The organism is Treponema putidum (genome assembly GCF_000755145.1).
Taxonomy (GTDB): domain Bacteria; phylum Spirochaetota; class Spirochaetia; order Treponematales; family Treponemataceae; genus Treponema_B; species Treponema_B putidum.
The window spans coordinates 837325-857978 of the sequence record NZ_CP009228.1 but is presented as its reverse complement, the minus strand read 5'-3'; the positions used below and the strand labels follow the sequence as shown (position 1 = coordinate 857978).

Below are 20654 nucleotides of genomic sequence, written 5' to 3'. Positions count from 1 at the left end.
TAAACAATGTTGAGTTGAGAAGCTAACCGCTTGCGGGAAGACTTGTGCGGAACCGGCCTATAACATTAGTAGTTATAAAGCAATCCTGAGTTACTTGACGATAAAGGGCTCATATTATATTATCCGAATATAACAGGTATAAAATAGCCGATAAATGGGAGGTTCTATGAAAAGAAAAATTATATTAATTATGGTCATTGCTATTTTGACTGTAGGTACTTCAGGTGTTTTTGCCGAAAAAGCAGGAACGCTGAGAGACCTGCTGATGCGCTTGCCCGATAGCGCATTTCCGGCTAAGTTTAACGAAATAAAGCGAAGCGATGGTTTCGATCCGCTTATTGAAGTATACGATGAGGAAAACCGCTACGTGAGTTTTAAAGCCGTAGGAGATATCTACTACTGGGAAATGTGTTACTGGAATCTGAAAGGCGGTAAAGGAAAACTGATTTTAGTGAATTCAGACTTATTTCCGGCTTTTTATCTTTACAGCAACGGCAAAGTTTCCAAAACGGAAAACTTCGGCATTCGGGATTTATGGAAAAAAATCGGAGGCTCTTCTTGGGAAATTCTTGGTCAGTATATGTATTTTTTCCCGCCTCGCAGCGGAACTGCGATTACGGTCATACTCGAAAATCAGGATTGTATGATTTTTAAATGGCAAAATGAAAAATTTGTCTGCCTTACCGATTATCCGAAAAAGAAGAACGATTATCATTCTTTGGCACGAGGCTTTACCGCTGCCTTAAATACTCATGATGTTGACGCTTGTATGCAATATATTCTGCCTCAGTATATCAAGGAACAATGTATGAATATTCTTCAAGGGGAAACGGAGCAGTTTGTCTGTGAACTTATCGGCGGCGAAGCTGAAGATTCAGGAGAGTATATTACGCCCTTAAGTTTACAGGATATAAAGAAAGCAACATACAAGTATGATCCCGACAGCGGCTTTGCGAACCATATCATTTTCATTCAGCTTAAAGACGGGCGTTCATATAATTATTATATGAACTTTGAAAGTGTTGAATTAGATGATACGGAAGCCATTCCATATATAGTAGGAGCTATGGGGTAAAAACCTGTTGAGCATAAATCAAGAACCCCGATATTCTTGAGTCGGGATATGTCGGCTCATTTTATAATTTCCGCTTCTACAGCTGACGCGATTTCCGAATTGCAGATACGGATACTGCAATCTTCCTCTTCCGAATATCCTAGAAAGTTGATACTGCCGTACCATAAAATTTTTTCATCAAAAATAGCTAACCTTTGTGTAATATTCTCTTTCGCCGAAACCGCAGCTCCCGCCGTTTCGAGCATATTAATATACTGCTGTTGCTTTTTTCGCCGTCCTTCATCTTCATGCAGCTTTGTCATAATAAAAATTTTGCACCCGTTTGAAATAATTTTAGGTACGAGGGGTAAAAATTTTTGCACTTCCGTTTTGGAAAGGTACGGTGAATAAATAATAGCCGATTTTTTTGCGTCCATGCAGTCTTGAATAAAATCGGTTGTGTAGTCGTTGGCGGAATATAGCTTTGATGGTACTTCTTCTTTCTTCCCTGAATCGAAAACCGGCTTTATTGTATAACCGAGTTGCTTATAGCCTTTAAGCCGATTCCGGTACATCCTGTCGAAAACCGGAAGACGAAAATCGACATAGTCGAAAATCAACACTTCTTCTTTTCCTGCGAAATTTCTGTGCAGGCGGCCGCAATATTGTGCAAGCGTACCCTTCCAGCTAAACGGCATTGCAAGCATAAGTGTATCAAGCCGCGGATTGTCAAAGCCTTCTCCGGCATACTTGCCTGTCGCGAGCACTATAAGCGATTCAGAGGCAGGAACTTTGTTGAGTATTTCCAACTGTTCTTTTTTTTGTTTTTGCGTTCCTTTTCCTGTAATCACGATGACATTGGCAGCTGCATCTTTTAGATTTTCTTTTAGCAATTTTAAATGTTCTATCCTATCGGAAAGAACAAGCGGCGTTCGTCCTGCTTTGACGGCGGTTTGTACATCTGAAACGATTAATAAATTCCGTGATTCCGCTTTTATCATTTCGGAATAATAATTTTGAATTGAAGATTTCGAATGCTCTGCATTTTCCGCAGCGATATGAAAGTTCGTAAAACGCGGAATAAAATAATGTTCAAAGTTTTGCACGCTGTTCATCTGTTTCGCAGTCGTCGCATAAAGAATAGGCCCGCACTGCATAAAGATAATCTTTTGCCGGCCGTCACGCCGGACAGGCGTTGCAGTCAGTCCGTATACATATTTTGAGCGGAAACTCTTTACTAGGTTTTCCGTTCCGAATGCCGAAACGTGATGACATTCGTCGACAATAAGCATACCGTATGTATGCCGCCGCGGTTTTACCGCATCCGAATTTTTTTCAGTGAGCGACTTAATGATTGCGATGTCGATAATGCCCGTCGACGTATCTTTTCCCGCAGCGATCGTTCCCGCTTCGTAATTTAAAAACCGTTTGATAGCCTTTTTCCACTGTTCCAAAAGCGTGTGCGTCTGCACGAGGATTATCGTATTCGTTTTCCGTTCCGCAATGAGGGCTGCGGCAGTTATCGTTTTTCCAAAGCCCGTTCCCGCAGATAAAATGCCGATATCCGATTCGAGCATAGCTTGCAAAGCCGCCTTTTGTTCCGCATACAGTTCCGCAGTAAAAGCGACTTCAATGCACATACCCGCTTCCCGTGCATCCGTTATTTCATAGGGCGCATTGCAATCTTTTAATAATTTTTCGATTTGACCGAGATTGCCGCGAGGCAAAAGCAAAGTGTTTTCGGTTTCATCGGAACAGTCGATATAACGCGGAATATTATACAGCGGGAGGCGCATGTGAAGATTTTTAAAATACTCAGGATTTAAGAAAACCGATGTTCGCCTGAAAAATCCCAGAGCCCGTTCCGATATTCCGTTTTTTTCAATTTCGATTTGGTTGGAAAACGTAATGTGCACAGCCGAAGAAAAATCTTTTTGCGTAAGCTGCGGATTTTTCGATGATGGAGTATCCGTCAGTATTCTGGAAATTTTATATGCCGTTTTGGCTTTAACAATATCGTTTGCCTTATCATTTCCGCTTTCATCAAAATCATTCGGCAAAAACTCCGGTACGGCCTTTGCAATTTCGCTGCAGCATGTTTGTACGGCTTTTTCGGACAATGTTTTGACCGAACTTAAATACTCCCATTGATCGCCAAACGGAATAAAATCTTCATCCACAAAAACCGAGCACTTATTTTTTACTGCTTGCCCCTGCAGCGGTAGAGCGATTAAATTGCCGTAACCGTCTTTCGGTATCGCATCCTGATTGGGAAACATACGGTCGAATGATTCAAATGATAACGAATGCCTCTCATTCATCGCAGCCTGCAAAATCAATCTCCCGAAATTGCGTGCCCGTTTTGCGGCAACAGCTTCGCTGAAAAAAATCCAAAGGTGAGCGCCTTTTCCCGAACGCGATATTTCAACCGAAACGGGAACGGAAAACGCCGCACAGATTTTACGTACGGCCGTCGCATCTTTTTTCCACGCATCGGAACTTCCCGTATGCGAGTCGAAGTCGAATGCGAGGAATCGGCAAACATCTCCTTCCATAAGCGGATATAAACCGACCACATCGCGGCAGGCGGAATCTTTTCCTGCCAAGTGGTTAAAAATATATCGATCTGACAGCGGAACAGGCAGTTTAAAAGGACAGTCGGCGCACGAATATTTTTTCATATCGCATTTCCCAATTTTCCACTTGTTTTCGCATACAGGCGAATAACCGCTTTTATTCGACGTTGCATTATACCAGCGCAGCGCAAAGACATCTTTCCGTCCTACAAAGAGAGAGGTATACAAATCGATTTTTTCCTGAGGCGTACTGTTCCTATTAACAAGAGCATTCGATGATGTCGTGGATGTGTCCACTGCCGGTATTCTAAGTGGTGATTGTGCGGATATATTCTGAGCTTTTATCGCAGGCACCGTTTGAGGCATTTGCTGCTTGTCTGCGGCAGCCTCGTCTTCGTTTTTTGCCGTTTCAACGGCGGCTTTTTCTTCAAGGGTAAACCGAATATCTTCATGGGCATTTGCAAAAGAATGGATTAATGCGATAAGTTCTTCATGAGAAAGCGTTTTTAAATATGATAAAACTAAGGGTGATATGTCGGGCATATTTTGTACAAATTATATATCGGTCAATACCTCCATAGAATATCTGTTCATATTCCGTTTTATTGTTTCTTTGAGTAGTTTATTCTCTTTATAATAATCCCAAAAATCAAGTGGATTATTATAAAGCTGCATTTTATATCAGTTTTGCAATACACGCTTCAATTTCGGTCATGGGAGCCGTCGGCTCAAATCGGGCGGCGATGCTGCCGTCACGCGCTGCAATGAATTTGGTAAAGTTCCATTTAATGTCGGAATTGTTTTTATAATCGGGATCGATTTTTGCAAGGAAATTGTCCATCATTTGTGCCGTTTTACCTTCACCGAAACTTTCAAATTTTTTTTGAGCTTTTAAATACGTATACAGCGGTAATTCGTTTGTGCCGTTTACATCCGATTTTTTCATTTGAGGAAATTTCGTGTTGTAATTGAGCGAGCAAAACTCGCTGATTTGTTCGTTAGTACCCGGTGCTTGCTCCCCGAATTGATTGCACGGCACATCGATTATTTCCAAGCCCTGCTCATGATATTTTTCGTACATTTGTTCAAGCTCTTTGTAGTGCGGCGTAAAACCGCATTTTGTTGCCGTATTTACAATCAACAAAACCTTCCCTTTATAGTCTTTTAGCGGGATATTTCGCCCTTGCGCATCCTGTACCGAATAATCGTATATTGTCACTTTCTTACCTCCATTAGACTTTGATTATAACTAAAATACATTCTTTGTGCTACTATTTCTAAAAGATGTTTTTTTGTCAAAGCCATGATTAACTATCTTTTCAGAATCCGTTAAATCCTTTGATTCACAGTTCTTATCATTTTTAAGTGAAAATAAATAAGTTTCCATGCTATAGTAAATTTGTTCAGGAGGAATAATAGAAGGGATGCCGATATTCTTTAAAATATAAAAGCCATCCGGTAATCCGATATTTCTAATAACCAGTTCTGAAAGTTTGACATTTTCAAGTTTTTTTTTATTTATCGCAGTAACAAGAGAATCTATATTCTCAACAGAAACTATATCCAAAATTTTCCCTCTATAATCAAAATCTTCAAAAGTTTTTATAAGTTCCATTTTATAAGATTTTAAAATACAATTACGAAAATCAGTTTCATCAATTTCTAATTTAAGGCCAATTAAGAATAACTTAATTCCGGCACGAATTGCGAAAAACTTATTGTATTCTGCCGGTTCTTCTTTCCAGAACCGCCAATATTGGCGGTAATATTTATGATTTTTGACATGTTCACTCAAGATATTAAAAAAATCTTCATTCCTGAGAGGAATAGAACCTCGTCTATCAAATGTTACACCGTCATCACTATCTGCCTGATGGGCCAAATAATCATAATAATCTTTGTTTTTATCTATAATTCGCAATGTATGAACCTCGCTCTCTGTGGCATTGCAACGTTATGTAGAGATATTTTCTTTATTATTAAAATACATCTTAGTAAAAATTATTATACAACAAATTCCCAGAATTTAATACCTCTCCATTCAAATAAATGACAAAATGTGGTATAATTGTAATAGGAACAAGAGATGATATTTGAGTAGGACAAAAATAAAAACAAACGCAAGCATGGGTATTGCGTTTGAAGAAGTCTTGCCTGTTTTTCTTGATGAAAAACGTATCGAAAAAGAGGAATAGAATATTATGAAAACTATGACGCTCAATGAAATTAAAAACTTTCAGAATACCTATTTTTCGGACTGTTCCAAACAGATGAAAGAAGATTTTGTATGATGAAAAACTTACGCATTAATAATAAAATATTTATTATAACTTGTTTATTGTTATTATCTATTTTTTGTTTTGCAGAAGAAGATACTGAAAAACGCCTTGAAAAGAACATTGATAGAATAACAATTGAAAACTATTTTTTGGAAAATATTTCTAAAAAAGATAATGCAACTATTCCTGTGATTATTGTTTATTGTTATGATGGTTATTATTTTTTATATGAAACAAAGATGAAATATGAGGTAATAGGTACTAAAAGATATTTTTTTGATTATAAAGTTGATAAAAATATCAGCAAGTTATCTACAGATATAGCCGATAAAAATATGAGTCTTGATGATTTTATTAATAAATATTTAATAAAAAATGATGATAATAGCTATAGTATATCTTATAAAAATTATGATATATTTACACCTAAAGATGAATTTTTATCTCCTATATTTTTTGCTGCTCAATACAATTATGATTTTTTAATTTTAATTGAACACGGGTATTCTACAACAATAACATTATATTTACCCAATAGTTATGAATATGTAAAAAAGAAATATGAAACAAAAGGGACTATTATACTCATACAAGGTTCAGCCAAGAACAATGCCTTGGAGTAAATGCAAGCTCAAATCTTTACGAAATGGTCGCAAGATATTTTCTGGTTTTCAAAGATGTACGCACTTTAAGATTATCTAATATTAAAGGGATTTTATCTTCACTTGTTGTATTATAACATAGATTAACACATTTTTAAGGAGTACGTTTTACGCTGTTTTAATATGCAAAATTATCAGGTTAATAACTTGAAAAATATGATTTTTTAGTTTATTATTCGGGAAAAGTTGAATAAATGTTCTACACACAGAACTCCGGTAGGATGATTTTGAGGGAAGGAAATGGCAGATAAATATCAAAATTTCAAATATCTTTTGGAATACTTTGTTGCACATCTGGAATATCTTCAGAGTAAAATACGGCATACTGAAAGTGATACGCTAGATACTTATGGTTATAAGAAATATATTGAGCCATTTGTAAAAAGCGCCGGTTTTAAAAAAACCGGACAAGGATATGGTAATGACAGCATTCAAAAACAGATTGCCGGCTGGGAAAAATATGATTATGGTAATATTTGTATAAGTGTGCAAATACATCCTAAAACAAAAGATTATTCATCAAAAAGTTGCTATTTGAACTGGAAAGGAACAGGCCATAATGTATATGCAAAATGGAATGACACAAAGACAAAAATAATTTCTTTGGGTCTAACGGAATATAGATATTGGTTAGATACCCCCGATTATATCGACTCGGAAGAATTTGTAATTTCAGATATAGGGCTTAATGATGGCAAAAATCCGAATGAAGCATTAAGGATAACAAAATAGTTGCTGATGCTAAATATATTCCATTAAGTAAAAACTATTCATATGGCGAAGAGCGTGCAGCCGCTATTTACTATAAAACAATAATGTATATGTTGAGATTCTCTTCTAAGCATGGGATTCTGATTTATCCTACTCAAAGTATAGCAGAACCAAAGAAATACAAAATCATAGATACAGATAACTATTTGACTGAATTTCCATTTATAATACCTATAGAACAAACAGGTTCATATAATGATTATTGTGTAAAAATAATAAAGGAGGAAGAACGCTTTAATATGCTTATTTCCAATGCAAAAGAAATCTTACCTTTGAACCCTTCCTGAGGCATCGCCTTCTGCAAGGTATAAAACTTCATCAAAAGAAACTTGGTTAAAGTCGCCGTTTACGGAGTGTTTTAGACAGGAAGCGGCTGAAGCAAAGTCGATTTGTTTTTGAGGTTTAAAGCCTTTTAATTCTGCACATATTAAGGCTGCAGCAAAACTGTCTCCGCCTCCCAGCCGATCAACGACCTGCATTGTGTATTTTTTGCTGAAATAGGCCTTGCCTTTTGTATAAAGCATGGCTGACCAGTTGTTTTCGCTGGCTGAGGTGGATTCACGGAGGGTTATTCCTACTTTTTGAAAACCGAATTTTTTGCATAACTTTGCAGCAACCTCTTTATAGCCCTTTTCATTCAGTTTGCCCGAGCTTACAACCGTATTTTTTGAGGTAATGCCGAAAACTTGCTCTGCATCTTCTTCATTTGAAATGCAGATATCGACGAACTCGCAGATACGGCTCATGGTTTCTTTTGCTTCTGCGGGAGTCCATAGTTTTTTGCGGTAGTTAAGGTCGCATGAAACAGTTATGCCCATTGACCTTGCCGTTTTGCAGGCCTCAAGGCAAATTTCGGCGGCATTTTTGCTTAAAGCCGGTGTAATTCCGGTAAAATGGAACCATGAGGCTCCTTTAAAAATTTCTTTCCAGTTAAAGTCACTCGGTGAGGCTTCGGCAATGGCTGAGTTCGCCCTATCATATATTACCTTGGAGGCTCGTTGGGAGGCTCCTTTTTCTAAAAAATAGATACCTATGCGTTTTCCTCCGCGAATTATGCCTGAAACATCTACTCCGTACCGGCGCAAAGAATTTACGGCTGCTTGGCCTATCTCATGGGCAGGTAGTTTTGTTATGTATGATGACCGCATTCCGAAGTTGGCTAAGGAAACAGCGACGTTTGCCTCCGCTCCGCCGAAAACCAATTCCAGAGCATCGGCTTGAACAAAGCGGTTAAAACCTGTGGGGGAAAGACGGAGCATTATTTCGCCCATTGTTATAACTTTGGGCACTTGACTTGTTTCAATGCTGCCTTCTAAAGGTTTTTCGTCTGATGTTGAGTCTTTTTTTTCTGTTGAAGTTTTTTGGTATGGAAATGCAGTTAAAGCGCTTGTATTTTTTTTAGGATTACGGGCATCTTTTACAACTTTTAAAGCAATAATAGACTCTTCTTCTATTTTTTTAAAATCTTTTGAAGATATAAGTTCTTTTGAAACCATCCAGCTTCCGCCGCAGGCAATGACCTTTGAAAAGGCTGCATATTCTGCAATATTTTGGGCATTTATTCCGCCTGTAGGCATAAATTTTATATTCGGATAGGGTGCGGAAAGGGCTTTTATAAATTTTACTCCCCCGACAGCCTCAGCCGGAAAAAATTTGACTACTTCAAGGCCGAAGCTCATAGCCTGTTCGATTTCTCCTGCTGTGGAAACTCCCGGAATTATCGGATATCCTGATTTAACGCAGTGCTCGACGACCTTAGGGTTTAATCCCGGGCTGACGATAAACTTGGCCCCGGCAGCGATAGCTTTATCGGCTTGTTCCGGGGATAAAACCGTTCCGGCTCCTACAAGAAAATCGGGGAATTTTTTTGAAAAAACTTGAATAGCTTTTTCGGCTGCTTCCGTTCTAAATGTGATTTCGGCACAGAGAAGGCCGGCGGCAGATAGGGCATTTCCCAAAGGAACGGCATCTTTTTCATTTTCTAAAACGATGACCGGTACAATGCCTATTTTTTCTATTTGTTTAAAAATTTTGTTCATAAAAAGCCTCTTACTAAATTTGTTTTGTATTTAAGAATCTATACCGAAGTATTTTAGCATATCTTTTGCGATTTGTCATTAAAAAAATAAAAACGATATAAATCTTGACAGAGTTAACAAAACTATTATAATAAAACTATATCAAATTCGGAGGCTCATTATGAAAAAGATTGCTTTAGTTTTGTTTGTTGTATTTGCTGCTTTTTTAATTGTATCATGTTCAACAGTAAAGCCTGTTGCCGGTGCTTCAGGTGTTGTAGGACGAAAAACAGGTGAAGCTTCTCAGGCTTTCTTTGCTATTTTCCCTATAAAGGGTGAAGGCGGAATTGCTCAGGCTGCAAAAAATGGCGGTATTACAAAAGTAGGAACTGTTGATATTAGAATTGACTATCCTGCCAGCCCTGCTATTCCCTATTATGTTGTAACTACGGTTGTTACAGGGGAATAAGCTATCATAGCCTTGACAGCCTTGCTATGTTTATAGCGGGGCTGTTTTTTAATTGTATGAAAAAGTCTTTTTTGTTTTAATATCATTTTTATTTTTGTTTTCTTCATGTGTGACCGCTCCATCAGGTAAGGAAAAGGTTATAACGGCGTATATGGAATCCGGTAATATGAAGTACTATATTCGTCCGGGGAAAATGGTATTAAAAAATGAAAAAGATATTTCAAGCCATCATATGGCTCGCCATATGATGGCCGGCCATGTGATGGCCGACTTTACTTATCAAATGAGACAAAGAGAATATGTCTCGGATGCCTATTTTAATTTTACCTTACATACTAAAGCCGATGCTTTTATTTTAAAAGCATATTTTATTTTAGATTCTAAAGAGCTTGTAGAACTTTTTGATCTTAATACTCTCGATAGAAATCTTTCTTTAGGATATATACGGGTTTCTACAATAATAAAAAAAGAAAAAGTTAAAGATGTGTTGCAGAATCTTCATAAAGGGAAAGCTGTATTAAAAGTGGAGCTTGATAATAATACCGAAATGGAATTTGCAGCCTCAAAAGATTTAATCAGCCGCATTGAAGAAGCTTTTTATAAATAATCCCCCTATTGACAATATTCCGTATTAGAGTATCATACTGCGAAGCAATTCTTTATTGCGTATATGTTTCTTGTATACAAGATCCTCGCTTGTGGAGTTAAGTGTGTGAAAAAGTTTTTTCTAGTTTTTATCTGTGCCTTTTTTTTAGCTTCATGTACGGAATCTTATAATTTTGTATCACAATCGGTTATAAAGGGTGTTTTTGATGCTGAAAATATCGCCGTAGGAGATATACAGGTTCTTGAAGGAGATTGGATTTTTATTCCAAATAAGTTTGTAAATCCTTTAGAAGATTTTTCGGGCTATAGCCGGTTTGAAAACATAAATAAGTCTTGGCATAGGTATGAAGATAGGCTTTCCGTTTACGGATACGGGACTTATGCGTTAAAAATAAAAAATCTTTCTTCGAACGGCGTATATGCAATAAAAACAGCAACAATTTCTTCCGCTTGTATTGCTTATCTTGACGGTAAGGAAATTTATAGAAGCGGTATTGCCGGCTCTTCCTATAAGCAAGAAACCTTTGATTGGGATGCCGCTTTTATCCCTCTTCCGACCTTAGGAAAGGAGGAGGTAATATTAGTATTTCATGTTTCCAATTTTAATGACAATAAGGCAGGATTTTTAAAGCCTATAGAGTTCGGTTTTTTTTCTACCCTTTTAGATAAAAAAAATGCAAGCATTTTAACTCTTACCATATTGGCCGGTATTCTTTTGCTGGCAGCCGCTTTTTTTATCTCTTTGTTTATTTTTTATCCTAAAGAAAAACATTCTCTTTACTTCGGTTTATTGTCGGCAAATTTTTGTTTAAGGATATGCTGTTATGATGAATTTTTACTCACTATCATAATGCCGAGTATCAATGGCGAGCTTCTTTTTAAAATAGGCTATACTACGCTTTCTCTTGGTCTTGTGTTTACTTCATTGTTTGTACATAACTTGTTTAGTAAAACTAAAAGCAAGTATTGGGCTATACTTTGCATTCCTGCAATATTATATATTATTGTAAATATTTTTGCTCCTATTAGAGTTTCGGCTGAGCTGCTACAGCCGGCTCAAATCTATGTTTTATTGTTTGCCGCTTATAATATAATAATTGTTATAAAAGCTGCTTTACGCAAAGATACATCGGCTATCCTTTTTTTGATAGGTTTTTCAATTTTTCTAATTTTAAGTGTAAGGGATATTTTGATTGCAAATAGGGTTATCCAAGGTTTTTTTCTGTCTCATGTAGGAGTTTTAGTTTTATTGATTCCTATGGCCATTGTTATTTTGCGTACTTTTAGAGAAAGTGCCGATAAAGTTATAAGAATTACGGAACAGATCGAGGCTACAAATAAGGCCCTGGCAAAATTTGTTCCTAATGAATTTATGAAATTTTTAAGCAAAAAACATGTAGATATTAAACTGGGCGATAATGTTTTAAAAGATATGTATATAGCTTTTATTCATTTAAGTGTTTATACGGGCTTAAAAACGGAAAATGAAAGATTGAGCTTACTTAACATTTATAATGATACTTTGGCAAGTATTAATCCCATTATTCAGACCCATAACGGATTTATTGATAAATATTTACCTGAAGGTTTAATGGTTCTTTTTTATGGATCGGCAGATGATGTCATAAAATGTATGCTTGAGATTAAGGATATTGTTCATTGTGAAAATTTGGATAGACAGATAAACCTGCTTCCTAAAATAAATCTTGCCGTAGGAATCCATTATGGAAGGCTCATGCTTGGAACTATAGGAGAGGAACAAAGGATGGACGGTACCGTTATATCCGATGTTGTTAATGTTGCATCCCGTCTCCATTTTTATGCTTTAAAAAAAGAAGTAGATATTTTTATAAGCGAGGCTGTTAAAAAGAATATGTCTGATTTATTAAACGATGAAGTTGTATTTAAATATAACGGTTTGGTAAGATTTAGAGGAAAGGATGAGCCGCTTAAAATCTATGAGGTAAAAAGAGTATGCCGATAGAAAAAAAAGATTATTTTTTGGGTCTATACCTTTTTTGTTTTTATTTATTCTTCTCTATTTAACTAATTTGCTTACACCTATTTATGAGCAAAAAATTATAGATTTGGAAGTAAAAAAAGGTAAGGTTAATATTCCGTCTCGGCCTTTATCAGAGGCTGTTCTTTTTTCTTTAAAAGGTGATTTCCATTATACGCCGAATCACTTTTATTCTTTGAAGAACGGCTCTAAAGAATTTTATTCTAAGGTTCCCGGTAATTTTTCCGGCAAGGAACTTGGCCGCAATTATGGATATGGTTCGTATGGATTGGAACTTTCAGGTTTAGACCCTAATGTAATTTATGCAATTCAAGTTCCTCAAGTTTTTGGAAGCTGTAGTATAGCGGTAAACGGAATAGACCTTGATACTCAGGGGCAGCCGGGTATAAATAATGAAACTGAAACTCCCGGCACACGGTCTTCCCAAATAGCATTTAGGCCCTTAAAAGACGGAACATCAAATATAATTATTAATGTTTCCAATTTTTTTAATAATAGGGGATATATTTCAGGTCCGATTATTTTAGGCGAGGCATCTCAAATTGGAATAATGTTTAGAGGCGACCTGATTTTTTACGGTAGTATATTTGCTATAACTTTTTCGGTTGCTTTGTTTTTCTTTATCCTTTCTTTTTTCCATAAACAGGCATCTTTTGTTATCTGGTTTGCATTGACAGCCATGGTATTGGCTGTGCGGGGAATTTTCTTTTATCCCCATATTTTTATTATTTTGTTTCCTAATACCCCATGGTTATTTAATTTTATTATGAGGTATATTACCGTTCCTCTACCTATTATTTTGTTTACCGTTTTTTTAAGCAAGGCTTTAAAATTGAGGTATAAAATTCCTTACATAGTTATATTGTCGGTATCTATTTTATATGCAATATCTACCGTTGTGCTTCCGCCTGAAGTGTCGGTATTTTTACTGATTTACTATCAAGTTTTTGCAGTATTTTGTGTAGTCTATATTATTGTTGTTGCAATTGTCGGGTTAAAGAAAAAGAAAGAATTTTCAGGATGGGTATTTACGGCAACATCCGTATTATTTTTATTCGGTGTTTACGATTTAATGGTTTCGCTGGGAATTACCTCCGGGGAATTTATGCTTCAGATAGGAACGGTTTTTGCCGTTATTATTTTGTCTGTAAAAGTCTTGGATGATTATGTCGCTTCAATAAAAAAAATAGAAGATTTGGGTGTTGAAATGAGTCTTATAAATAAGTCTCTTATTCGTTTTGTGCCGGATCAAATTGTAGAGTTTTTACATAAAAAATCAATAACCGATGTTAAGTTAGGAGATAATGTAGAGCTTACAATGCCTATTCTATCTATAGATATCCGCTCATTTACTCATACTTCAGAAAAATTAAAACCGAATCAGGTTTTTGAATTATTGAATGAATATTTCGCATTGGTTGCTCCGATTGTAAGGACATATAACGGAGTTATAACTAAGTATTTAGGGGACGGTTTTTTTGCTTTATTTCCTGACGGGGCTGATTCAGCTCTTTCTTGTGCAGTAGCTATACAAAAGGCTCTTACAAGGAATAGCATTTCGGTTCCTAATTCTTCTCCTCTAAGAATAGGTATAGGTATTGACATGGGCGATATTCTTTTAGGCACTATAGGAAATTCAGCACGTATGGACAGTATTATTATTTCCAATTCTTATCATGTTGCAGAAGTTTTACAAGAATCTACAAAAAAATATTGTTCATGTATTATTATATCCGATAAAATATATGAATCGCTGAAAAATATTCCCGAACATTATATTAGGCCTATACAGAAAATTAAAAATACGTTAAACAAAGATGGCTTTTTATATGAAGTATATGATGATGACGATGATTCAATTAAAAATTTAAAGTTTAGCACGCAAGAATATATGAAGAAGGCTTTAAATTTATTATCAACTGAAGGTGTTAATGCTGCAAGTAAATATTTTGATAAGGTTTTGGAAATATTTCCAAATGATTGTGTTGCTTTGTATTATAAAAAAGTATTTGAAAAAATAAATGTAAGATAAATTTTATTTTAAGGAGTAATTTATGGCAAAGAAGGTTGTGATTGTAGGAGGTGTTGCAGGCGGTGCTTCCGTTGCTGCAAGAGTTAGACGCTTGGATGAAAATGCTGAAGTTATTATGTTTGAAAAAGGTCCCAATGTATCATTTTCAAACTGTGCTTTGCCGTTTTTTTTAAGTAGAATTGTTCCCGAAAGTGAAAATCTTGTTTTGATGACTCCTGAAAAGTTTAAAAAGCAATATAATATTATTGCAAAGACTTCGCACGAGGTATTGGCAGTTGATTCGTCAAAAAAGATTGTTAAGGTAAAAGACTTAAATACCGGTAAAGAGTTTGATGAAACTTATGATGTTTTAGTTCTGTCTCCGGGAGCGGCTCCTGTTGTTCCGCGCTCAATAGCAGGATACGATAAGCCTCATGTCTTCACAGTGAGAAATGTTGTAGATATTACAAAACTTGATGATTATGTTAATGCTAATAATGTAAAAGATATTGCGGTTATAGGTGCAGGGTTTATTGGAATTGAGGTTGCCGAAAACTTTAAACTTGCCGGTAAAAATGTTTTCCTTATAGAAAAACTTCCTCAAGTTATGGCCCCATTCGATTATGATATGGCTCAGATTCTTCATAAAGAATTGTACGATAAGGGAGTAAACTTAATTTTGGGTGACGGGATAAAAGAAATAGGAGACGGTTTTATTGTCCTTGAGAGCGGTAAAAAAATTGAGGCAGGGGCTGTTGTTTTATCTTTGGGAGTCCGCCCTGAAGTTACTTTAGCCCAAAGTGCAGGCGTAAAACTTGGAGATACGGGAGCAATTTTAGTAGATCATAATTACCGTACAAGTGTAGATGGTATTTATGCAGTAGGGGATGCTATTGAAGTCAGCCATTTTATAACAAACAAAAAGACAAGGCTTACTCTTGCAGGCCCTGCACAGAGGCAGGCCAGAGCAGCAGCAGATGATATGTACGGTATTCCTCATAGAAATACGGGAGTCATCGGCTCTTCGGTTATCCAATGTTTTGATTATAATGCTGCATGCACAGGCCTTAATGAAAAAGATTGTCAGGCTCAAGGCATTAACTATGACTTCGTCTATGTTATCCCAGGTGATAAGGTAAGTATAATGCCGAATGTACATCCCCTTTTCTTTAAACTGATTTTTGCTAAGCCTTCCGGTAAAATTTTGGGAGCTCAAGCAATAGGAAAAGGAAATGTCGATAAGCGTATAGATGTTATAGCTTCATTTATTATGTTGGGCGGAACCTTGGAAGACTTAAAAGAGTTAGAGCTTTGCTATTCACCGATGTTCGGAACTGCAAAGGATATTGTTAATCATGCAGCTCTTGTAGGTTTAAATATTTTAAACGGTGTATATAAACAAATTCCCGTAACTATGGTTCGAGAACTTGTAGAAAACAATGCTTTTATAGTTGATGTCCGTGAGCCTAAGGAATTTGAAGCAGGCCATATTATAAATGCCGTAAATATTCCTTTGAGTCAATTACGTGAAAGAATGAACGAGATTCCGAAAGATAAGCCGGTGTATGTACATTGCCGTTCAGGTCAGAGAAGCTATAATGCACTTTGTGCTCTAAAAGGTAAAGGATATAAGAACATAGTAAATATCATGGGTTCGTTTTTAGGTATAAGTGTTTATGAATACTTTAATGATGTTACTCAAAAGCGAAAGCCGATAGTTACTAAATATAATTTTAGATAGGAAATGGTTAAATCAACAGCCCCGATGCAGGGTTTCGGGGGGGTGGTTTATTAATGATTCGGCCAACATTTTTAAAGCCTGTCTTGAAAGATTTCCATCCACTGAAATTGCTTCTAAAAAAACATTTTCGGGCACAACGGCCAAACGGCAGTCGGTTACAGCAATAGCCGTACCCGTTCTTCTTCCGTTTAAAAGACAGGCAAATTCTCCAAATAAATCTCCTTTTCCGAAATGTAAAATTTTGTTTAATCTTGTAACGCTTACGGTTCCTTCTATTATGTAGTAAATCTCACTTGATTCATCTTCATAATTAAAAATAGTTTCTCCTGCTTTTATTTCTATAGTTTGTTTTCCGTATTCTTTTGGCGGACTAATAAAAAGATGTCTTAAAAGCTGATTGAAAAAACCGGGCGCATCTTCTTTCGGGAGTCTGTACAGCTGCGAGATTATAAAACTATTAAAAAATTGGTTTACGTACATAAACTGTGCAAAAAATACAAAAAAGAAAAAGAAAAACCATACTTGAATTAAGACAAGTATTACATTCGTAAAAAGACCGTATACTAATGTAAATTTAGCTGTAGATCTAAAAAAACTAAAAAATATTTTTACAAAATAATAAGATAGTGTGCAGGCTGCAGATGAAAGCAAAGCTGTTTTAAAAGACGGTTTTATAGGCGGCATCAAATAATATACCAAACACACAAACAATTGCATAAAAATGACGGGAATAAATTTAAACAGGTTCCTTAAAAGACTGAATAGACTAGTTGAAAAAACAGGTTGAGCAAAATCACTTCTAAATACCGCAGAGCCCGTTATTAAAAATATAAATAGAAAAACAAGAAAGATGACAACAATTATTTCACCTAAAATAACTATTAGGCTGGTTTTTAACGGCGTGATTTTTATTTTCTTACGGTATACTTTTCTGATTGAATGCTGAATTGTTGCAAAAAACCGTCTGGCCATCCATAAAACAAAAATCAAAACAATAAATTCAAAAAAAGAAAAGCTATTTACGTTCAATAAAAAATAAAAAAATCTGTCAAGATTAATCGTGTTTTGAAAAATTGAAAGCGCTCTTAGGGCTTCTTTTATTTGCTGCGGGCTTTGTTTTAGTACACGGAGTAAAATAGTTAATGTTAAAATAAAAACAGGAAGAGCGGACATTAAAAAATTATATGCTCCTGCTGCCGCCGTAGTTAAAAGGTCATTATTTACAAAACTTACAATTGTGATATATATTTTTTGATTAAAATCATAGAGACCTTTTTTTTGTTCTTGAATAACTCTTGTATACCAAGCTAAAAATTTTTGACTATTGCTTTTTTCTCTTTTCAATCAATGTCCTCCTATTTTGTATAATAATATACTACTAATTGTGTTCTGTCTCTTAAATTCAATTTTTCGAGTATTGAAGAAACATAATTACGGACTGTTCCTTCGCTTAAACTAAGGCGGCTTGCTATTTCCTTATTATTAAGTCCGTCAGCAACCAATTCTAAGACATCCGTTTCCCTATCATTTAAGTCTCCTAAAAATTGAGAGCGTGTCGGTTTTGTTTGAGGCAGTTTTGATATTATCTCCGAATCGAAAACAATGCTTCCGGTGTCGACGGCCTTAAGTGCAGGAACAAGAGAGCTGATGTTTTGTTTTAATATATAACCTTTACACCCGAAGTTAATGGCTTTTGTAATATATTCTTCATCGTTAAAAGTTGTAAGCAATAGTATTTTTGCATCGCTATGCTCAGCTAAGATTTTTTCGCTAGCTTCTATACCGGTCATATTTTCCATTCTTATATCCATTAAAAGAATATCCGGTTTGTATTCATTAAAAAGAGAAACAGCTTCGCATCCTGTGGAACCGGTTGCAATAATATCGAATCCGTTTGCTGTTAATATTGTTTTTAAAGAAGAAACTACAAGGCAGTCATCATCAACTATTATTATTTTCATTTTATTTATCCTTTGTTTTTGGAAATATGATATGGGTTTTAAATCCGTTTTTAGAATAAAAATTAATTATACCTCTATGTTTTTCTACAAGGTCTGCTATGACTTTTAATCCTATACCATAATTTAGATTTTTTATTTGTTTTTCTGAAAAACCTCGCCCGTTATCTTTTATTATAAGAGAGTAAAAGCCGATATGTTCCAGTATGCTGATATTCAATTCGCTTGCCCCGCTATGTTTGATAGTGTTTGAAAGGCTCTCTTTTACTATCGAAAAAATATCGTATTTTAGCTCATAGGATATGGAGTCTACTTTATATGTTAATTCTATTTTAGGCTTTTTTGTGTTTTCAGCAAGTTCTTCTAAGCCTGTTTGTAAATTAAAAGAATCATTGTGCATATTATGAAGACATTCTCTTATTTCGGTCATACCTTTTTCTAAAGAACTTTGTAAAATATTTAGGCTTTTCTTTACTTCTTCCTGATTGGAAATATATTTTAGTGCATTTACCTGTAAAATACCTGCACTCAATGTATGTCCGATAGAGTTATGAAGACTCCCTGAAATTCTGTTTCTTTCGGCCAAAATTAAAATTTCGGCATTTTTTAAAACATCATTCTTTAAAATTCTCTCTCTCTTTTCCGAATTAATTATGTTTTCGGCAAGTTTGTCTTTTAGTCCGGTTACTTCCAATGTTTTAAGTAAATAGTTTTCTTTAACGCCTGAATAAAAAAATATAATCAAAGCAAACAGAAAAAAAATAAGATCAAAATTAAAAAAAAGACATAAAATGGGAACACATTTAAAAAATAAAAAATAATTTTTTTGAGAATCATTCGAGGGTTTACTGTTTTCTAAATTCATAATTATAAAACTAGGAGAAAAAAAAGCAAGATTTTTATCAAGGCTTGCTATAGCTATTATAAATGTTATAAAAATTAAAGGTTTTATATAATTATTGCTTATCATCCCAGACCAAAGGCCTAAAGAAAAAAAGATCATAAAATAAGGTATAGCGGTAAATGAGCCTGTTTTTACAAGTACAAAAAGAGAAGAAAAAAAGGTTATCAAAAAATTTTCTAAAAATAAAAGCATATAATCATAGGGCTATCTCAACTACAAGATCCTCCACTCATTGAGTATAAAGGAAAAAATTAAAAAAATCAATAAAGAAAAAGATACTGTGTTGACACTTGCAAAATACTGTGCAATAATTGTAAAATAGAATTTACATTAAGGAGTTTTAAGTTATATGTATGATATAATTGGCTTGGTTAAACAAAAAGAAGCTAAGATTATTCAAATTAGACGGGATTTGCATCAGATTCCGGAGCTGGAATTATCCCTGCCTAAAACTGTTAGTTATGTTTGTAAGCAGCTTGATGAACTGCAAATACCATATTATAAACTTGTTGACGGTAATGCTATTGTTGCCCTCATTGAGGGTAAAGAAAAGGGTAAATGTATAGCAATCAGGGCTGATATGGATGCCTTGCCGATAAAAGAAAATACGGGCCTAAGTTTTTCATCAAAGCATGAGGGCTGTATGCATGCTTGCGGCCATGACGGGCATACGGCGATGGCTCTCGGAGCTTGTATGGTGCTCAAAGAACTGTCATCGGAATTTAAAGGCTCTGTTAAAATTCTCTTCCAGCCGGGAGAAGAATATCCCGGAGGAGCCCTTCCTATGATTGAAGAAGGCTGTATGGAGAATCCGAAGGTTGATGCCGTAATAGGTCTTCATGAAGGTTATATTTATCCGGGCGTTGAAAAAGGAAAGATTGGTGCATGTAAGGGGCCTTTTTTTGCTGCAGCTGATAAATTCAAGATAATCATAAAGGGACGTGGAGCTCATGGAGCTTATCCCCATCTTTCGGCGGATCCTGTTCCTATAGCTTGTGAAATAGTTTCGGGCTTGCAAAAAATAATAAGCCGTGAGCTTCCGCCTACTTCTCATGCCTTGATTACTGTAGGACAAATACATGGAGGTACCGCTTTCAATATAATCCCCGATGAGGTTTTTATTGAAGGAACGGTACGTGCTACGGATGAAAGCGAGCGCAGCTTCATTGCAAAAAGAATTGAAGAACTTGCTTCAGGTATTTCAAAATCTTACAGGGCAGAAGCAAAAACGGTTTATGATTTTAGATATCCTGTTTTAATAAATGATAAAGGTTTTACGGAATTTTTTATTGAAAGTACAAAAGAAATTTTGGGAGAAGATGTTATCCACGAAATTACGGTACCTACAATGGCCGGTGAAGATATGGCATATTTTTTGCAAAAAGCTCCCGGTACTTTTTTTGTTTTATCCAATCCCGTTATTCATGGCGGCGGACAAATTTATCCTCATCACTCGGATAAGTTTGATGTATATGAAAGTTTATTTTATAAAGGAACCTCGGCTGTACTGGCCGCCGTTTTAAAATATTTAGATTTTGAAAATCTAAAATGAAGAATATACGATTACACTTTTTTGTCTATCTGC

Annotated in this window: 17 protein-coding genes; 9 read left to right on the top strand and 8 right to left on the bottom strand. The window is 35.5% G+C overall.

Annotated elements, in window-relative coordinates:
• The first annotated feature begins 166 nt into the window (after nucleotides 1-166).
• Nucleotides 167-1075, top strand: a complete 909-nt coding sequence (locus JO40_RS03880; protein WP_049992337.1) for a hypothetical protein — start codon at nucleotides 167-169, stop codon at nucleotides 1073-1075.
• Between the two features lie 56 nt (nucleotides 1076-1131).
• On the opposite strand, the gene JO40_RS03875 is transcribed toward JO40_RS03880, so the two are convergent.
• The 3 genes from JO40_RS03875 to JO40_RS03865 all read right to left on the bottom strand — a co-directional run bounded on the left by JO40_RS03875 (nucleotide 1132) and on the right by JO40_RS03865 (nucleotide 5551).
• Nucleotides 1132-4173 carry a TOTE conflict system archaeo-eukaryotic primase domain-containing protein gene (locus JO40_RS03875; RefSeq protein WP_049992336.1) on the bottom strand — a complete coding sequence of 1014 codons (3042 nt, stop codon included), beginning with the start codon at nucleotides 4171-4173 and terminating at the stop codon, nucleotides 1132-1134.
• Nucleotides 4174-4306: 133 nt separating this feature from the next.
• The gene (locus JO40_RS03870) at nucleotides 4307-4849 is read right to left on the bottom strand and encodes a glutathione peroxidase (RefSeq protein ID WP_044978122.1); all 543 of its coding nucleotides are present in this window, start codon (nucleotides 4847-4849) and stop codon (nucleotides 4307-4309) included.
• A 30-nt stretch (nucleotides 4850-4879) separates the two neighbouring features.
• Nucleotides 4880-5551, bottom strand: coding sequence for a hypothetical protein (locus JO40_RS03865; protein ID WP_044978120.1), 672 nt, complete (start codon nucleotides 5549-5551; stop codon nucleotides 4880-4882).
• Nucleotides 5552-5917: 366 nt separating this feature from the next.
• Between JO40_RS03865 and JO40_RS03860 the strand changes: the two genes are divergently transcribed.
• Together JO40_RS03860 and JO40_RS03855 are read left to right on the top strand one after the other, a co-directional pair.
• A complete protein-coding gene (locus JO40_RS03860) occupies nucleotides 5918-6532 on the top strand; it encodes a hypothetical protein (protein WP_044978119.1) in 615 nt (204 codons plus the stop codon).
• A gap of 279 nt (nucleotides 6533-6811) precedes the next feature.
• The gene (locus JO40_RS03855) at nucleotides 6812-7303 is read left to right on the top strand and encodes a hypothetical protein (protein WP_044978117.1); all 492 of its coding nucleotides are present in this window, start codon (nucleotides 6812-6814) and stop codon (nucleotides 7301-7303) included.
• A gap of 305 nt (nucleotides 7304-7608) precedes the next feature.
• Here the strand turns inward: JO40_RS03855 and JO40_RS15160 are convergent, their stop codons facing one another.
• Nucleotides 7609-9381: a KHG/KDPG aldolase/sugar kinase fusion protein gene (locus JO40_RS15160; protein WP_084224511.1), complete on the bottom strand. Its 1773-nt coding sequence runs from the start codon at nucleotides 9379-9381 to the stop codon at nucleotides 7609-7611.
• A gap of 160 nt (nucleotides 9382-9541) precedes the next feature.
• On the opposite strand from JO40_RS15160, the gene JO40_RS03840 reads away from it, so the two are divergent.
• The gene (locus JO40_RS03840; RefSeq protein WP_044978114.1) at nucleotides 9542-9829 is read left to right on the top strand and encodes a TRL domain-containing protein; all 288 of its coding nucleotides are present in this window, start codon (nucleotides 9542-9544) and stop codon (nucleotides 9827-9829) included.
• On the opposite strand, the gene JO40_RS13860 is transcribed toward JO40_RS03840, so the two are convergent.
• Nucleotides 9796-9936 (bottom strand): hypothetical protein, encoded by a 141-nt coding sequence (locus tag JO40_RS13860; RefSeq protein ID WP_158506569.1) that lies wholly within the window; start codon nucleotides 9934-9936, stop codon nucleotides 9796-9798. The two genes, JO40_RS03840 and JO40_RS13860, sit on opposite strands and share 34 nt — an antisense overlap.
• Before the next feature lie 59 nt (nucleotides 9937-9995).
• Here JO40_RS13860 and JO40_RS03835 point away from each other — a divergent pair, with 59 nt between their 5' ends.
• From JO40_RS03835 to JO40_RS03820, 4 genes are all read left to right on the top strand, one after another.
• Nucleotides 9996-10436: a hypothetical protein gene (locus JO40_RS03835; RefSeq protein ID WP_245608993.1), complete on the top strand. Its 441-nt coding sequence runs from the start codon at nucleotides 9996-9998 to the stop codon at nucleotides 10434-10436.
• 105 nt (nucleotides 10437-10541) lie between these two features.
• Nucleotides 10542-12419 carry an adenylate/guanylate cyclase domain-containing protein gene (locus JO40_RS03830; RefSeq protein ID WP_044978113.1) on the top strand — a complete coding sequence of 626 codons (1878 nt, stop codon included), beginning with the start codon at nucleotides 10542-10544 and terminating at the stop codon, nucleotides 12417-12419.
• 25 nt (nucleotides 12420-12444) lie between these two features.
• Nucleotides 12445-14487, top strand: coding sequence for a 7TM diverse intracellular signaling domain-containing protein (locus JO40_RS03825; RefSeq protein ID WP_044978111.1), 2043 nt, complete (start codon nucleotides 12445-12447; stop codon nucleotides 14485-14487).
• Nucleotides 14488-14509: 22 nt separating this feature from the next.
• Complete coding sequence (locus tag JO40_RS03820; protein ID WP_044978110.1) at nucleotides 14510-16207, top strand: FAD-dependent oxidoreductase; 1698 nt, start codon at nucleotides 14510-14512, stop codon at nucleotides 16205-16207.
• A 12-nt stretch (nucleotides 16208-16219) separates the two neighbouring features.
• On the opposite strand, the gene JO40_RS03815 is transcribed toward JO40_RS03820, so the two are convergent.
• From JO40_RS03815 to JO40_RS03805, 3 genes are read right to left on the bottom strand one after another with little or no spacing between them, the layout of a single operon-like run.
• On the bottom strand, nucleotides 16220-17551 hold the full coding sequence (locus tag JO40_RS03815; RefSeq protein ID WP_044978109.1) for a YhjD/YihY/BrkB family envelope integrity protein: 1332 nt from the start codon (nucleotides 17549-17551) through the stop codon (nucleotides 16220-16222).
• A gap of 11 nt (nucleotides 17552-17562) precedes the next feature.
• Nucleotides 17563-18168 carry a response regulator transcription factor gene (locus JO40_RS03810; RefSeq protein WP_044978107.1) on the bottom strand — a complete coding sequence of 202 codons (606 nt, stop codon included), beginning with the start codon at nucleotides 18166-18168 and terminating at the stop codon, nucleotides 17563-17565.
• A gap of 1 nt (nucleotide 18169) precedes the next feature.
• The gene (locus tag JO40_RS03805) at nucleotides 18170-19261 is read right to left on the bottom strand and encodes a sensor histidine kinase (RefSeq protein WP_044978105.1); all 1092 of its coding nucleotides are present in this window, start codon (nucleotides 19259-19261) and stop codon (nucleotides 18170-18172) included.
• A gap of 157 nt (nucleotides 19262-19418) precedes the next feature.
• On the opposite strand from JO40_RS03805, the gene JO40_RS03800 reads away from it, so the two are divergent.
• Nucleotides 19419-20621 (top strand): M20 metallopeptidase family protein, encoded by a 1203-nt coding sequence (locus tag JO40_RS03800; RefSeq protein ID WP_044978103.1) that lies wholly within the window; start codon nucleotides 19419-19421, stop codon nucleotides 20619-20621.
• The last annotated feature ends 33 nt before the right edge of the window (nucleotides 20622-20654 follow it).